General features: G+C 58.5%; 17 protein-coding genes and 1 tRNA gene. 12 read left to right on the top strand and 6 right to left on the bottom strand.

Annotation, left to right across the window (positions count from 1 at the left end):
* Window positions 1-3 precede the first annotated feature (3 nt).
* From ACTZWX_RS04970 to ACTZWX_RS04920, 11 genes are all read left to right on the top strand, one after another.
* Window positions 4-864, top strand: coding sequence for an alpha/beta fold hydrolase (locus tag ACTZWX_RS04970; RefSeq protein ID WP_444712986.1), 861 nt, complete (start codon window positions 4-6; stop codon window positions 862-864).
* On the top strand, window positions 864-1649 hold the full coding sequence (gene dmpE, locus ACTZWX_RS04965; protein WP_444712985.1) for a 2-oxopent-4-enoate hydratase: 786 nt from the start codon (window positions 864-866) through the stop codon (window positions 1647-1649). The genes ACTZWX_RS04970 and dmpE overlap by 1 nt, the downstream gene beginning before the upstream one ends.
* A 24-nt stretch (window positions 1650-1673) precedes the next feature.
* Window positions 1674-2609, top strand: a complete 936-nt coding sequence (locus ACTZWX_RS04960) for an acetaldehyde dehydrogenase (acetylating) (RefSeq protein WP_444712984.1) — start codon at window positions 1674-1676, stop codon at window positions 2607-2609.
* 12 nt (window positions 2610-2621) lie between these two features.
* A complete protein-coding gene (gene dmpG, locus ACTZWX_RS04955) occupies window positions 2622-3659 on the top strand; it encodes a 4-hydroxy-2-oxovalerate aldolase (protein ID WP_444712983.1) in 1038 nt (345 codons plus the stop codon).
* Complete coding sequence (gene dmpH, locus ACTZWX_RS04950) at window positions 3656-4450, top strand: 2-oxo-3-hexenedioate decarboxylase (RefSeq protein ID WP_444712982.1); 795 nt, start codon at window positions 3656-3658, stop codon at window positions 4448-4450. Before dmpG ends, dmpH begins: the two co-directional genes overlap by 4 nt.
* A 9-nt stretch (window positions 4451-4459) precedes the next feature.
* Window positions 4460-4651 (top strand): 2-hydroxymuconate tautomerase, encoded by a 192-nt coding sequence (locus tag ACTZWX_RS04945; protein WP_444712981.1) that lies wholly within the window; start codon window positions 4460-4462, stop codon window positions 4649-4651.
* A gap of 39 nt (window positions 4652-4690) precedes the next feature.
* Window positions 4691-5377 (top strand): hypothetical protein, encoded by a 687-nt coding sequence (locus tag ACTZWX_RS04940; protein WP_444712980.1) that lies wholly within the window; start codon window positions 4691-4693, stop codon window positions 5375-5377.
* A 5-nt stretch (window positions 5378-5382) separates the two neighbouring features.
* On the top strand, window positions 5383-5826 hold the full coding sequence (locus ACTZWX_RS04935; protein ID WP_444712979.1) for a GlcG/HbpS family heme-binding protein: 444 nt from the start codon (window positions 5383-5385) through the stop codon (window positions 5824-5826).
* A 78-nt stretch (window positions 5827-5904) separates the two neighbouring features.
* Entirely contained in the window at window positions 5905-6180 is a 276-nt protein-coding gene (locus ACTZWX_RS04930) for a 2-dehydropantoate 2-reductase N-terminal domain-containing protein (RefSeq protein WP_444712978.1), read from the top strand.
* On the top strand, window positions 6177-6851 hold the full coding sequence (locus ACTZWX_RS04925; protein ID WP_444712977.1) for a ketopantoate reductase family protein: 675 nt from the start codon (window positions 6177-6179) through the stop codon (window positions 6849-6851). The genes ACTZWX_RS04930 and ACTZWX_RS04925 overlap by 4 nt, the downstream gene beginning before the upstream one ends.
* A gap of 9 nt (window positions 6852-6860) precedes the next feature.
* Window positions 6861-7616: a fructosamine kinase family protein gene (locus tag ACTZWX_RS04920; RefSeq protein ID WP_444712976.1), complete on the top strand. Its 756-nt coding sequence runs from the start codon at window positions 6861-6863 to the stop codon at window positions 7614-7616.
* On the opposite strand, the gene ACTZWX_RS04915 is transcribed toward ACTZWX_RS04920, so the two are convergent.
* The 3 genes from ACTZWX_RS04915 to ACTZWX_RS04905 form a co-directional block, all read right to left on the bottom strand.
* Window positions 7617-8930, bottom strand: a complete 1314-nt coding sequence (locus tag ACTZWX_RS04915) for a peptidoglycan DD-metalloendopeptidase family protein (protein ID WP_444712975.1) — start codon at window positions 8928-8930, stop codon at window positions 7617-7619.
* Window positions 8931-9118: 188 nt separating this feature from the next.
* A complete protein-coding gene (locus tag ACTZWX_RS04910; RefSeq protein ID WP_444712974.1) occupies window positions 9119-10528 on the bottom strand; it encodes a cytochrome P450 in 1410 nt (469 codons plus the stop codon).
* Window positions 10529-10603: 75 nt separating this feature from the next.
* Window positions 10604-10924 (bottom strand): 2Fe-2S iron-sulfur cluster-binding protein, encoded by a 321-nt coding sequence (locus tag ACTZWX_RS04905; RefSeq protein ID WP_444712973.1) that lies wholly within the window; start codon window positions 10922-10924, stop codon window positions 10604-10606.
* 160 nt (window positions 10925-11084) lie between these two features.
* On the opposite strand from ACTZWX_RS04905, the gene ACTZWX_RS04900 reads away from it, so the two are divergent.
* Window positions 11085-12137, top strand: a complete 1053-nt coding sequence (locus tag ACTZWX_RS04900; RefSeq protein ID WP_444712972.1) for an AraC family transcriptional regulator ligand-binding domain-containing protein — start codon at window positions 11085-11087, stop codon at window positions 12135-12137.
* 20 nt (window positions 12138-12157) lie between these two features.
* On the opposite strand, the gene mobA is transcribed toward ACTZWX_RS04900, so the two are convergent.
* The 3 genes from mobA to ACTZWX_RS04885 form a co-directional block, all read right to left on the bottom strand.
* Entirely contained in the window at window positions 12158-12745 is a 588-nt protein-coding gene (mobA, locus tag ACTZWX_RS04895) for a molybdenum cofactor guanylyltransferase MobA (RefSeq protein WP_444712971.1), read from the bottom strand.
* A gap of 219 nt (window positions 12746-12964) precedes the next feature.
* Window positions 12965-13041, bottom strand: a tRNA-Arg gene (locus ACTZWX_RS04890).
* 90 nt (window positions 13042-13131) lie between these two features.
* Entirely contained in the window at window positions 13132-13677 is a 546-nt protein-coding gene (locus ACTZWX_RS04885) for a YaeQ family protein (RefSeq protein ID WP_444712970.1), read from the bottom strand.
* Window positions 13678-13720: the final 43 nt, after the last annotated feature.

Below are 13720 nucleotides of genomic sequence, written 5' to 3'. Positions count from 1 at the left end.
GCCATGAACGCACCTGTAGACAGCCCTGAAATCGGGCGCGAGATCACCGCTGCCGGCTACCGGACCAACCTGCACGATCATGGCGAGGGCGGATTTCCGCTGATGATGATCCACGGCTCCGGCCCCGGTGTGACCGCCTGGGCCAACTGGCGCCTGGTGATTCCCGAGCTGGCCAAACACCGTCGCGTGATTGCGCCGGACATGCTGGGCTTCGGCTACAGCGAACGCCCGGAAGACCAGATCTACAACCGCGAGCGCTGGGTGAAGCACGCCATTGGCGTGCTGGATGAGCTGGGCCTGGAACAGGTCGACCTGGTGGGTAATTCCTTCGGCGGTGGCCTGGCCCTGGCCCTGGCTATCGAGCATCCGCAACGGGTTCGCCGGCTGGTATTGATGGGCTCGGTAGGTGTCAGCTTCCCGATCACCCAAGGTCTGGACGAAGTCTGGGGTTATCAGCCCTCGCTGGAAACCATGCGCCGGTTGATGGATGTATTCGCCTTCAACAAGGGGCTGTTGACCGACGAACTGGCAGAAATGCGTTACCAGGCCAGCATTCGCCCCGGTTTCCAGGAGTCCTTTGCCGCCATGTTCCCGGCGCCGCGCCAGCGCTGGGTGGCCAACCTGGCCAGCAACGAAGACGACATCCGGGCCCTCAATCACGAGACCCTGATCATCCACGGTCGCGAAGACGAAGTGATTCCCCTGGAGGCCTCCTACAAGCTGGCTGAACTGATTGACCGTGCCCAGTTGCATGTGTTCGGCCGCTGCGGCCATTGGACCCAGATTGAACACGCTGATCGGTTTGCCCGGTTGGTTAACGATTTCCTGAACGAAGCGGATCAGACCGCTGCCGGAGACAAGTAATGGATAAGCAGAAGATCCAGCAGTTTGGCGACGAACTGTATGAAGCCATGGTCAAGCGGGAAGCCGTATCGCCGCTGACCAGCCGTGGCGAAGACATCAGCATTGACGATGCCTACCACATCTCCCTGCGCATGCTTGAGCGCCGGCAGGCCGCTGGTGCCAGAGTCATCGGCAAGAAGATTGGCGTCACCAGCAAGGCGGTGATGAACATGCTGAACGTACACCAGCCGGATTTCGGTTACCTGACCGACGACATGGTGTTCAACAGTGGTGAAGTGGTGCCTATCAGTGACCGCCTGATTGCCCCCCGGGCCGAAGGCGAAATCGCCTTCATTCTGAAGAAAGATCTGACCGGCCCGGGCGTGACCAACGCCGATGTGCTGGCGGCCACCGAATGCGTCATGCCCTGTTTCGAAATCGTCGATTCCCGAATTCAGGACTGGAAGATCGCCATTCAGGACACCATCGCCGACAACGCCTCCTGTGGTTTGTTTGTGCTGGGTGACAACGCCGTTTCCCCGCGGCACGTTGACCTGGTGACCTGCGGCATGGCGGTGGAGAAGAACGGCTCCATCATCAGCACCGGTGCCGGCGCTGCTGCCTTGAGCTCCCCGGTGAACTGCGTGGCCTGGCTGGCCAACACCCTGGGTGAGTTCGGCATTTCCCTGAAGGCAGGTGAAGTCATCCTGTCAGGCTCCCTGGTACCGCTGGAGCCGGTGAAAGCCGGTGACACCATGCGTGTGGACATTGGCGGGATTGGCAGCGCCTCTGTGCGCTTTGTCTGATCCGGACCGAAAGAGGACAACATTATGAGCAAGAAACTGAAAGCCGCCATCATCGGTTCGGGCAACATCGGCACCGACCTGATGATCAAGATTTTGCGTAACGGCAAGCACATCGAAATGGGCGCCATGGTCGGCATCGACCCGGAATCCGACGGCCTGGCCCGTGCCAACCGCATGGGCGTCGCCATCACCCACGAAGGCGTGGACGGCCTGGTGAAGATGCCGGAATTTGCCGACATCGACATCGTGTTTGATGCCACCTCCGCCGGTGCCCACATGCACAACGAAGTGTTTCTGCGGGGCCACAAGGAAAGCCTCAAGATCATCGACCTGACGCCGGCGGCCATCGGCCCCTACTGTGTGCCGGTGGTGAACCTGGAGCAGAACCTGCAGGAAGGTAACGTCAACATGGTCACCTGCGGTGGCCAGGCCACCATTCCGATGGTGGCCGCTGTCTCCCGTGTAGCTAAAGTGCACTACGCCGAAATCGTCGCGTCGATTTCCAGTAAGTCCGCTGGCCCCGGCACCCGCGCCAACATCGACGAGTTCACCGAAACCACCTCCAAGGCCATCGAAGTGGTCGGCGGCGCCCAGAAGGGCAAAGCCATCATCATCCTGAACCCGGCCGAGCCCCCGCTGCTGATGCGCGACACCGTGTATGTGCTGTCCGAGGCCGCCGACCAGGCGGAAGTGGAAGCCTCGGTCGAAGAAATGGTGCAAGCCGTGTCGTCCTACGTGCCTGGCTACCGCCTCAAGCAGAAAGTGCAGTTTGACGTGATCCCGGAAGACCAGCCCATGAACGTCCCGGGCCTGGGTCGTTTCAGTGGCCTGAAAACCTCCATCTTCCTGGAAGTCGAAGGCGCCGCCCATTACCTCCCGGCCTACGCCGGCAACCTCGACATCATGACCTCCGCGGCCCTCGGCACCGCCGAGCGCATCGCCGAGTCACTGATCCACTGAGGAGATTGAACCATGACTGTTAACCCTGGCAAGAAACTCTACATCTCCGACGTGACCCTGCGCGACGGCAGCCACGCCATCCGTCACCAGTACAGCATCAAGAACGTGCAGGACATCGCCCGTGCCCTGGACAAGGCGAAAGTCGATTCTATCGAAGTCGCCCACGGCGACGGCCTGCAAGGCTCCAGCTTCAACTACGGCTTCGGCGCCCACACCGACCTGGAGTGGATCGAAGCGGTGGCCGAAGTGGTTGAACACTCACAAATCGCCACCCTGCTGCTGCCCGGTATCGGCACCGTCCACGACCTGGACAACGCCTACAAGGCCGGCGCCAGAATCGTGCGTGTCGCCACCCACTGCACCGAGGCCGATGTCTCCAGGCAGCACATCGAACACGCCCGTAAACTGGGCATGGACACCGTCGGCTTCCTGATGATGAGCCACATGCAAACCCCGCAGGGCCTCGCCGAACAGGCAAAACTGATGGAAGACTACGGTGCCACCTGCCTGTACGTGGTGGATTCCGGCGGTGCCATGAACATGAACGACATTCGTGACCGCTTCCGCGCCCTGAAAGACGTGCTCAAACCGGAAACCCAGACCGGCATTCACGCCCACCACAACCTGGCCCTGGGCGTGGCCAACTCCATCGTGGCGGTGGAAGAAGGCTGTGACCGCATTGACGCCAGCCTCTCCGGCATGGGCGCCGGTGCCGGTAACGCGCCGCTGGAAGTGTGCATTGCCGCCTTCGACAAGCTGGGCTGGAACCACGGCACCGACGTGTACGCCCTGATGGATGCGGCGGACGACATCGTACGCCCGCTGCAGGACCGCCCGGTGCGGGTCGACCGCGAAACCCTGGCCCTTGGCTACGCCGGTGTGTACTCCAGCTTCCTGCGTCATTCGGAAGTGGCGGCGCAGAAGTATGGCCTGAAGACCGTGGATATTCTCGTTGAACTGGGCAAACGCCGGATGGTGGGAGGCCAGGAAGATATGATTGTGGACGTGGCGCTGGACCTGTTGAAGGCGCAAGAGGAGCAAAAGGCATGAGCAAGACCCTGACGAATGAACAGATGCTGGCCCTGGCCGAGCACGTGGAAAACGCCGAGCTGAAAGCCCACGACATCACCAAGGTCACCAACGATTACCCGGATATGACCTTCGAAGACGCCTACGACGTGCAGTGGGAAATCCGCCGTCGTAAGGAAGCTCGTGGTAACAAGGTCGTTGGCATGAAGATGGGCCTGACCTCTTGGGCCAAGATGGCTCAGATGGGTGTGGAAACCCCCATCTACGGCTTCCTGGCGGATTACTTCAGCGTACCGGATGGCGGTGTGGTCAACACCAAAGAGCTGATCCACCCGAAAATCGAAGCCGAGATCGCCTTTGTGACCAAGGCACCGTTGCACGGCCCGGGCTGTCATATCGGTGACGTCCTGGCGGCGACCGACTTCGTGATCCCGGCGGTGGAAGTGATCGACTCCCGCTACGAGAACTTCAAGTTCGACCTGGTGAGCGTGGTGGCTGACAACGCTTCCTCCAGCCGCTTCATCACCGGTGGCACCATGGCCAATGTGGCCGACCTGGACCTGAAAACCCTCGGTGTGGTGGTCGAAAAGAACGGTGAAGTGGTGGACGTGGGCGCCGGTGCTGCGGTGCTGGGCCACCCGGCCTCCAGCGTGGCCATGCTGGCGAACCTGCTGGCCGAGCGGGGCGAACACATCCCGGCCGGTACCTTCATCATGACCGGCGGCATTACCGCAGCCATCGCGGTGGAGCCGGGCGATAACATCAGCGTTCGCTACCAGGGCCTGGGTACTGTCACGGCCCGGTTCGAATAAGGAGGCTTTATGCCCGTTGCCCAAATCAACATTCTGGAAGGTCGTACCGACGAGCAAAAGGAGATGCTGATCCACGAGGTAACAGACGCCATTGTCCGTTCCCTCGGAGCGCCGGTTGAAAGCGTTCGTGTCATTCTCAACGAGATGCCCAAGCAACATTTCGGCATCGGCGGGCAGTCGGCGGAAAAGCTGGGGCGATAAGCCCCGGCTATGGTTGCGGATTTTCTTTGGAGAAGGCACATGAGCAAACTTCCGGTGTTATTTGTCTCCTGCGATGCGGACAACATCCAGTCCCGGGAACAGGCCGGCTCAGGGCCTGCACGGATGATCTGGGGCAAGCAGTACAAAAGCGTGGTGGTGATCAGTACGAGCGCGGATCAAACAGCCCCGGAAATACTGCGACTGAAGGGGAACGGTGAAACCGCCGGTCGGGTGCGGGCGCTGTTGTCTTCGCAGGGACTGGCGCCGGAAGTGTCTACCCGGGAGGTGTCGAGTCGGCATGACCTGTTCCGGATCCTTCTGGCTGAGGAACCCGGCGAGCTGACGGAGCTTGTACTCAATACCGGTATGAGCGAGCTGGAGTACCGGCGTGTGGGGCTATGCCTGGAGGTGTTGCGGGAGCAGGATGTGCTTGTGATTTGTCTCGATGACAAAGCCTGCCATCGAGAAACTGATGGCATCTCCCTGCACGACAGGCATTTACGGGAGCTGCTCAGCGCCTGGGCTCAGGATCAGCAGTGGGGCGCGGTGATGTCGTTCAAAGGTGACGCCGCCGGCCCGGCCCAATCCAGACGCCTGGACGACCCAACGGTGTGCCTGCTGAATGCCGCGTTTACCCTGGGGGGCTCGCAGTTTCCGCAACGGATGTTCAGCAGTGGAATGAACAACGCGGCACAGATGCTGTCCGGGTTTGGCTGGATGAGATAGCAACCATGGATAACCACCAGGAACTCACACTCGTACAACCCTCGTTTTCGTTGACTGAACAAGCGTCGCTAAGTTTGCTTCAGGCCGCCATTAACAAGGCGGCAGAGCTGGGCATCAAAGCGACGGTGTCGGTTGTCGATGCCTCAGGGCGTCAGTTGGCCTTCCTTAAAATGGCGGGCTCCTTTCTTGTGTCTTCTGAACTGGCGCGGAAAAAGGCCATTACCGCCGCAGGTATGGGCCTCAACACGGTAGATCTTGAAAACGTGCTGGCGTCAGCCCCGCCCAGGGTTCTGGAAGGCCTCAACCAGGCCGGTGATTTCACCGTGATTGGCGGCGGTGTTCCGCTATACCGGAATGGCATTCTGGTCGGTGGCGTCGGGGTGTCGGGTGGCAGCGAAGATGAAGACATCGAATGCGCCCGTTTTGCAGCGCAGGTCCTGGCAAGTTGACGGCGCTGAGGGCCTGATATACTTGGGCAGTTGTCCCTGAAGTATATCTGACCAACGTCATGACGTATCGAGGTTACCTTGCCTGCTTTAAAGATTCTGATGATCGGTGCCGGCGGCATCGGAGGCTACTACGCAGCAAGGCTGGCTGAAGCTGGTCACCCGGTTGTGCTGACGGCGCGTGGTAGTCACCTTGAGGCACTGAAAGCAGATGGCCTGACCGTTGATTATGAAGGGCAGGTGCTCCGCATGTTCTTCCTGCCTGTAATCATCAAGAGCTCATTCGGGATTACCATCCGAATGATTTTGATCTGGTTGCCATTGCCCTCAAATCCACGGCGACCGGTGCCGTCATGACCGAACTTTGCGACTGGCTGCGTGCCGGTTCCGTACCGGTGCTGTCATTGCAGAATGGCGTTGATAACGAACCCCTGATTGCCGAAATGGTGGGTGAAGCGCGTGTGCTTGGTGGCCTCGCCGTGCGCATTGGTGGCCATATTTCCGAACCGGGTAAGGTGTTTGCCGAAGGCGTGGCCCAGATCGTGATGGGCGCCTGGCCCGCACAACAACCGAAAGACGACCCGCGTGCGGATCTTCTCAAGGTTCTGGAAGTGGCTTTCAACGAAGCCGGTATTCCCACCACCGTGACCAGGAACATTCGGTATGAACTCTGGCGCAAGCTGGTTATCAACAACGGGGTGAACCCGTTGTCAGCGCTCACTCATCTGGATACCCGCAGCCTGACTCATCACCCGGAATTCGGCAAGGTGGTGTACGGCATGATGGCGGAAACCGTTAAAGCCTCGGAAGCGGATGGTGTCAACCTGACCCGGCAAGACCTGGATGACATGTTCGAGCTGATCAGCAACTTCAACGCCATCAAAACCTCCATGCTGGTGGATAAGGAAAAAGGCCGCCCGCTGGAGCTGGACAGCATTGCCGGGGCGGTGCTGCGCCGGTGTGAACAACTGGGTGTCGATGCGCAGTATACGTTTACCGTGAATGCCTTGCTGCGCCAGCAGCAATAGGGCACCGATATGTTTGTCAAAACCAACACCACTGGCTTTGCAGATGCATTAACCCGCGAAGCAGAGGGGCTGGAAAGCCTTCGCGACGCGTTGGTGCAGGTTGGTGTTGAGCACCTGAGAATTCCGCAAGTGGCTGAGGTCGATCAGCATCAGCTGGTGATGACCCGGATCGTACCGGTTGCCCCGGACGACCGACGCCTGACCCTGCTCGGTGAAGGCTTGGCCCGGTTACACCAACAACAGCGGGAACACTACGGCTGGGGCCGGGATAATTACATCGGTTTGTCACCGCAACCCAATGAGTATATGGACTCCTGGGGGCAGTTCTTCGTGGTCCATCGGCTCGGCTACCAGATCAGCCGGATTGCAGACCCTGTTATCAGGGACAGATTTCAGCGCGTTCTTGACCAAGGCGGCGCTGCGCTTACCCGCTGGCTGGACAGCCACTGCGAGCACCCCAGCCTTCTGCACGGTGATTTGTGGAATGGCAACGTGTTGTTCGATCAAGACGGCCCTTGGTTAATTGACCCTGCGGTGTACCAGGGTGACCGGGAAGCGGACATTGCCATGGCGGAGATGTTTGGTGGCTTCGGTGCCGCCTTCTATCGTGCTTATGACAGCGTTTATCCCCGCTCGAAGGTTTATGCCACCAAGCGGGAGATCTACAACCTCTATCACTACCTGAATCACTACAATCTGTTTGGTTCAGGTTACCTTGGTGGGTGCGAGCGAGGTATGGCGGTGGTTGCCGAGTTTGAGAACTGATTACTCAAACGAAACCCGAGCGCCCGCCAACATCAGATTAGACCGACTACCCGCCCGCTCCATCACTGCCAGTTTGTACGACGCGTCCTCTTTGAATGTGTTGGCGTATTCACCGGGGATGTCTGCGGCGGTGGGAATGTCAGCCTTGAGAGGATTCACTGGCCGGCCATTCACATGCAGTTCAAAGTGCAGGTGAGGGCCGGTACTGCGTCCGGTGTTGCCAGACAATGCGATTCGGTCGCCCCGCTGAATGGATTGCCCTTTCTTAACCAGAATTCTATGAAGGTGCAGGTAGCGCGTTTTATAGGCGTTGCCGTGGTCGATGTCGATGTACTTTCCGGCAAAGGGGTGGTTACCCACTCTCTGAACGATGCCGTCACCGGTGCTGAAAATGGGCGTGCCGGTCGGTGTGGCCAGGTCAACGCCGTTATGGGGTGCGATGCGCTTGGTAACCGGGTGTTTCCGGTTGGGGTTGAAGTGAGAGCTGACCCGGTAAGGGGTTTTGGTGGGCCAGCGGCGGAAGGCAGGCAGCACGCTTTTGCCATCCTGGTCATAATAGTTGCCGTCTTCAAACCGGAAGGCGGTATGGGTGCGGGAGCCCCGTTTCAGGGAGACCGCCTCAACCCGGCTTTTGCCGGTGGTCTGGTCGTCCGTCATTTCATGGCTGACGATCACGGCAAACTGGTCGCCGGCCCTTAAATCACGCCGAAAATTTAGGCGGTACTCCAGTAACTGGCTGACCGAGGCAATCTGGTGTGCTGTCAGCCCGGCCTTCACTGCGGAAACGTAAAAACTGCCCTCAATGGAGCCCCTGAGCACTTCCGACACCCAATGGGTGTCCGCCTCCATTCTGCGGTACTCAAACTGGTCGTCGTCGGTTCGTGTGAAGAACACCGTGCGGGCAGCATCAATCTCCAGAGCCAGTTCGATGAACCGGTCCTGATCATCAAAAGTCAGCCGCAGCTGGGTACCCGGCTGCAGTGTCTCCAGAGCCAGGTATTCCACATCGGCTTCAAGAATCTTGTTCAGATCCGAGCCCGGCGCACCTGCCGAGCTGAAAATGCTGCTCAGGGTGTCGCCCGGCTGTACTTCATGGCGTTGGGTGCGGGTGTCTGGCCGCGATTCGGCAACCCCATCGGGCAGCGTTTCGGTGGTGGCAGCGGAATCCGCCGGAGTCACCAGAGGCTCAATCGGTAGGGCGGGTATCTTCGCTGAGGAACTTTGAGTAGACCAGAAACTGGCAACCAGCACCATGATAACGGTGATGCCAAGAAGTGTTTTGTGGGTTGGCGTGAATGCCTGGTGTTCTGCCATTGTTCAATAGTCCCTGCTTGCCCTGTCATCAATCGACTGAGTGGTCGGCAAGTCGTCAATCGGATTGCATACTGCACGCGCAAGCGTACTCAATGGGCAGTTTAACAGGTGATAGCAATAGGGTGGTAACCCCCGCGTTCTGACAGCGGTATCGGGGCGCAGGGGGGAAGTGCTTGATCGCCTCCAGGCTATTGTCTGGCGGAAAGTTTTACCGTCATTGCGCTGTAGCCGCGGACAAAGTTGGATTGTACGTACTCGGGCTCCGCCAACACGTCAATGCCGTCGAAGCGTTTCAGAATCTCCTCCCAGAGTATCCGCAGCTGCATTTCTGCCAGGCGATTGCCCATGCAGCGGTGCACGCCGAACCCGAAAGACAGATGTTTTCGAACGTTCTTGCGGTCGATGATGAACCGGTCCGGGTCTTGCTCAAAGGCTCGTTCGTCCCGGTTGCCAGAGGCATACCACATCACCACCTTGTCGCCCTGTTTGATGGTCTGGCCATTCAGGGTTACATCTTCTTTGGCAACACGGCGCATATAGGCCAACGGCGTTTGCCATCGGATGATCTCCGAGACCATGTTGGGAATCAGTTCCGGTTTCTGTTTGAGCTTGGTGAATTCCTCCGGGAACTGATTGAGTGCCAGCACGCCGCCGGTCATGGAATTGCGGGTGGTGTCGTTGCCGCCAATGATCAGCAGCACCATGTTGCCCATGAACTCCATGGGGCGGTTGATCATATCCCGGGTGTCGTCGTTGGCCAGCAGCAAGCTGATCAGATCGAACCCGGTTTCTTCGCCAGCGGCTTTCCGTGCTTCTTTCTCCCGCCACAGTGAGGACATCTGCTGCGCCATGTCTGCCGCGGCTTTGAAGAACTCGTCGTTGTTGGCATTCCCCCCGGTGGATTCCGGCGCGCCGGAGGCCACATCGGACCAATAAGCGAGTTTGTGGCGGTGCTCAAAGGGGAAATCGAACAGGGTAGCCAGCATACGGGACGTGAGTTCAACCGATACGCGCTGGACCCAGTCAAAAGGCTCATCCACCGGCAGGTGGTCCAACACGTCGGCGGTGCGGCTGCGTATCAGCGCTTCCATTTGTGCCAGGTTCTTCGGCGCCACCACGCCCTGCACGGCCTGGCGCTGGGCGTCGTGTTTGGGCGGGTCCATGGCAATAAAGGTTTCAATCTCAAGCCCCTCGGGCTGAGGCCCGATGGAAATGATGGGTTCCGCGGAGAACAGGTCATGGCGGGTGTCCACAAACAGGATGTCTTCATAGCGGGTGATCGACCAGAACGGGCCGAACGGACTGTGCTTCTGGAAATGCACCGGGCACTCATCCCGCAACCGCTTGAAATAGGATCGCCACAGGCCTTGCCGATACAGGAAGGGGTTGCTGACATCGATGTCTTGCACTGCCAGGGTCGACACATCCGGCAGCGGAACCTCCTGGAATACCGGCACGGCCCGGCTCCTGCCGGTCCGCTGTTTGACGTTCTGAACGGCGTGAGCGCCGCGGACTTGCCAGTGAACAGGAATAATCGCCGCAGCCTTATCCATAGCCGGCTTCAGTGCGGGCTCAATCAGTGAACTCAGAAGACTCATACAATACCTCGTTTAACTCCGTTGTTTGGTCATCGCCGGATTTGCGGCGCCGGCATCTACAACCCTGTTGGCCGCTTACATCTGAAACTCGGGCAGGCGCACGATCAGGCCATCCAGGGCTTCCGAGACGGTGACCTGGCAAGACAAACGGGAGGTGTCGGTTTTCTCCGGTGTGAGGCCGAGCATGCCCTGTTCATCGGCATTGATGTTGCCGGTGGCTTGAATCCAGTCCTGATCAACAATCACATGGCAGGTGCCGCAGGCACAGGCGCCGCCGCAATCGGCGTCGATTCCTGGGATGCCGTTATCAACGGCGGCCTGCATCAGTGTCTGGCCCTCGGCAATCTCGACCACATGGGTGGTGCCGTTGTGCTCGATAAATGTGATCTGACCCATAGGTGCTTTACCTCTGTTGTTTTTGGGGTTAGCTCAGTTAAGGCCAGATTACGTTCAGTGAGCGGTGGGTGGCAGGTCATTAATTGACAGGGTGGGGTCATTTGAAGACACTCAAAGTTGCGTCGTTCAGCACGGACAACCCGTTTTCAGGCGTTAACTTATGGATACAAGAACAATGATGCGCGACATTGACCTGAGTCAGCCGTGTATTCCCTCGAACTACAGCCGTTTGATTGCCCGGGAGCTGGGCTTGCAGGCCCGAGGCGTGTCAGACCTGCTGGCGATGACTCAGTTGTCGGTTGATCAGCTCCTGCAGGAAGACACCTTGCTGACCCCGCAGCAGCAACTGCAGATACTGCAAAACAGTTTGCAGCTGGCGAACGACGACACCTTCGGGTTACGCCTGGGCCGGCGCCTGACGTCGCCCACCCACGGTGCCATGGGGTTTCTGGTCAACAGCAGCCCGGACCTGCTGACGGCCATTCGGGCTTTTCAAGTCTTCCTGCCAACCCGGATGAACCTCGCCCGGCTGGAGATGGCCACCAGGGATGGCTGGCTGGAGCTGACCTGTCATTTTTATATGGCGCTGCCCGAGCGGCTGCTGCGAGTGCTGAGTGAGAGCTTTGCGGTGATCTTTTTTGATTGTGCCGAGTTTATCGTGGGCCGGCCGGTGACCGAGGTGGCGTGTGGTTTCCTGCATGAGGCGCCGGCTTACCGTGATTGCTACGCTGACTACATTCCCGGTGCGATTACGTTTGGTGCAACCTCCCTGGCGCTGAACATCCCGCTCGACGTGTGCAAGGAGCCCAATGCGTCCGCCAATCATGAGAACTACATGATGGCGCTAAAGCAGTGCGAAGGCATGCTGGCGCAACTGCGGTCAGATCGTGAGAGCTGCAAATACCAGGTACAGAAAATGATGCTTTCCCATCCGCCGGGCGTTTTGACCGAGGAAGAGGCAGCCGCCGCGCTGTTTATCTGCAAGCGCACACTGGCTAGAAGACTGAAAGCGGAAGGCACCAGCTTTCGACAGCTCAGGGACGGCATCCTGTCGCAGCAGGCGATCGGATATCTCCGCGACAGCTCGGTATCTGTTGAAGCCATTGCGGAGCTACTTAATTACCACGATGGCGCCAATTTCCGGAGGGCATTCAAACGGTGGTTTGGCGTTGCACCGGATCAGTATCGTCGTAGTGGAATGAGGCTGCAGTGATCGTCCCGGTCTGCCCTTGGTCACGCCAGGTGACGCTCAGCCCAAGCCAGATCTTCAGGTGTATTGATGTTGAAAAAATCGGCTTCATCAAACACCACCAGAACTTCATCCTGTGCTTCGGCCCATTGCCGGATTTTGCGTACGCCCTTATTCAGAGCATATCTCAAGTCATGCCGTTGCCCGACATGCCAACGACCAAAGGTTGGCTGGCGCATCAAGCCGAGCTTCGGATCCGGAGTCGCCGCCAACACCACCGGGTTATCATATGCGGATAATCGCTCGACCATGTCCATGGGAAAAAACGGAGTGTCCGCTGCCACGGTGATCAGCCATTCATGGCCATGTTCTGAAGCCCAGTCCATACCAGCAAGAATGCCGGCCAAAGGACCAGCATGGTCGGGGATAGAATCGGCGACGACGGGCAGTCCCAGGTCATCGAACCGGATCAAGTCCCCATTGGCGTTCAACACAACGGCGGCCACCTGTGGTGTGATTCTCTCGATAACACGATCAATTAACGATCGGCCTCCCAACATCAGCCGGCCTTTATCGCCCCCTCCCATGCGACTGGCCTGGCCTCCAGCAAGAATGACGGCACAGCTATTCATGCCTCGCGTCTTTCCGGAGCGTTGAGAGGTTGAGGGTGTCCTGAGTTTGCGGATACGAATTCAATTGTCATTTCAACCCTGGATATTTGAATCTGTCGAAGAGGCTTCGATCACGAAGGTGTATCTAAAGTCATTGAGTCAGTGCAAACATACCACGGATACAATTTGGACACAGGCAAACGAAAAAGGCCTGCGTTTTCACGCAGGCCTTTTAAAATATGGCGCGCCCGAGAGGATTCGAACCTCTGACCTCTGCCTCCGGAGGGCAGCGCTCTATCCAGCTGAGCTACGGGCGCATTCGAAACTGTTGGTTGCTCGTCAATTTCGAGTGCGCAATCTTACGTGCGCAGGGGGCGTCTGTCCAGCCCCTCGCGGTAACTCTGTTTTCACACCTTCGGCAGTTTCTGTTTCGGTGTGATACTGACCAGATCAGTGTCATTGCTGAGGGTGACTTCGCCGTCCTGTATCGACACCTGTAGCGTCATTGAGCGCTCCACCAGGCGAGCCAGTGCAGCGGTGTTCTCCGCGGGAAGATCGACGATGGTCAGGTTGCCAAATCTTTCCAGCTTGTTATGGTGTTTCTCCCACCACACCGGCACGGCACGGCCGCCGTAGGTATACAGAATCACCTGCTGCGACCGGTTGCAGGCTTTGCGAACCCGGTCTTCGTCTGGCAGGCCCAGCTCTACCCAGAGTTCGATGTCATCGGTCAGGGATTTCTGCCACAGCTCCGGTTCGTCATCGGTGCTCAGGCCTTTGGTAAATTCCAGCGTATCTGTGGCGTTCAGGGCAAAGGCCAGCAGTCGGATCATCATTCGCTCGTCGGTTTCTGACGGGTGGCGGGCGATGGTCAGATGGTGGTCGGCGTAGTAATGCCGGTCCATATCCGCGATATGGAGTGTGGCTTTGAAGATAGTGGCTTTCAGTGCCATTGAGCGTCCTGTGTTTGGGTGGCAGGGCAATAGTGTAGAGCAA

The sequence above is a fragment of the Marinobacter sp. NSM genome (genome assembly GCF_052380025.1).
GTDB lineage: Bacteria > Pseudomonadota > Gammaproteobacteria > Pseudomonadales > Oleiphilaceae > Marinobacter.
The sequence above is the reverse complement of the archived record's forward strand: the minus strand, read 5'-3'. Positions and strand labels throughout refer to the sequence as shown.